Genomic DNA, 1,498 nt, shown 5'->3' with positions numbered 1-1,498 from the left:
CTGTAGCGGGAAAGGGCTTCATCTTGCGATGACGGGGGAGCCACGTGGTTTTTCTCGAGTTACGGCGGGATTCTCGAGTTACGACGGGGAATTCAGGCTGCCTCTTGTGTTGGCCCAGGCAAGTCCAATCTTCCATTCGAGTTGCGAAGGAAAGCTGGGGATTGCTCTCGAGTGACTGCAGGGCCAATAGACCTCATCTAGGCTTGTGTCCAGAAGCCAATGTTCCTCTCCAGGGGCGACAGGGATCTCGGGGTTGCATTCCAGACGCACCCGGGGAGACAGGCATTCATCTCGAGTGGAAGCAAAGAACCCCGCTCTGCTCTCGAATCGCGACGGGTATCTCTTGGAGCTCACTGGGTGGACTCAAGGGAGTCAAGCCTCCTGAGGCGTTTGGAGAGAGGTCGCGAGATTGGTCGCTAGGCCATGCAGGAGACGAAGGCCCTCATCTCTCGATGACGGGGGAATCTCGGGGTTGTTCTCGAGCGGCGGCCCCAGTGTGCGGTTTCTCACGAGGTACGACGGCGAGGTCAGTGAGCCTCTCGTGGGGCGCCAGGGAAGTCGGGTCTCCATGCGAGTGGCGAGGGGGAGCGCGTCATTGCTCCCGAGCCATGGTAGGGGAATCTGGCCTCGAGACGTGTTGAAGAAGGTCTCTCGAGGTCTTTCCCGGGTTGAGGCAGGAAACCCTGGGTTCCCTCGACTTGTGCAGGTGACCTCAGGGGGCTTCTCATGGTGGCTCTGAGAAGCCAGGGAAACTGGAGGTGGGAGGGGCCTCTCGGGACTCCACTGGGTTTGGTGCATTGGAAGAGGGCCTCATCTCCAGTTGAGGCAGGAACCGCAGGGTACCTCTGATTTCAGACTCCGATCGCAGGGTCCCTGCAGACTGGGGACAGGAGAGTCAGGCCTCGTCTTGGGTTGAGGCATGGAACTCCGCTTGCCTCTCGAGATGTCCCCGGGGAGAGAGGCCGCTTGTCGAGCTGTCTTTGGAACCTGGGGTTTTTTTCCGAACGATGCACGGAAAAACTGCCCCTTCGTGTTGACTTCATTCACAGGGTGGAGTTCGGAGAGGTGTCCGGGCATCGGGTTCTTATCAAGAGGGGACCGGGAAATCGGGGTCCTACGGAATGTGGAACCACCCACGAGGCCACGTCTGGAATGTCTTCGTGAGACCGGCCTCATCCTGAGGTGCGACCGGAAGGTCGGGAACCCCTTCCAGACAAAGCAGGGGAGTCGACCCTCCTGTCCAGATCAGGAGGGGAGAAAGGGCTCAGAGGAGGGGGTGCCGGAAAACCTCAGTGTTCCTCTCGAGGGAGACCGGGATTTCGGGGAACTTTGTGGGTCGCATCAAGGGTGCCAAGTGCCCTTTCGACCTCCAATTCCTAACGTGGGACTTCTCCTGAGGCGCTGTAGCGGGAAAGGGCTTCATCTTGCGATGACGGGGGAGCCACGTGGTTTTTCTCGAGTTACGGCGGGATTCTCGAGTTACGACGGGGAATTCAGG

1 protein-coding gene is annotated in these 1,498 nt (G+C 59.3%); it reads right to left on the bottom strand.

The window, feature by feature from the left end; genetic code table 11:
- Window positions 1-372: 372 nt before the first annotated feature.
- Complete coding sequence (locus tag AC3Y23_RS28985) at window positions 373-510, bottom strand: hypothetical protein (RefSeq protein WP_379205546.1); 138 nt, start codon at window positions 508-510, stop codon at window positions 373-375.
- Between the last annotated feature and the right edge of the window lie 988 nt (window positions 511-1,498).

The sequence above is a fragment of the Paenibacillus sp. MAHUQ-45 genome (assembly GCF_058133325.1).
This window is presented reverse-complemented; position numbering and strand designations above follow the sequence as displayed.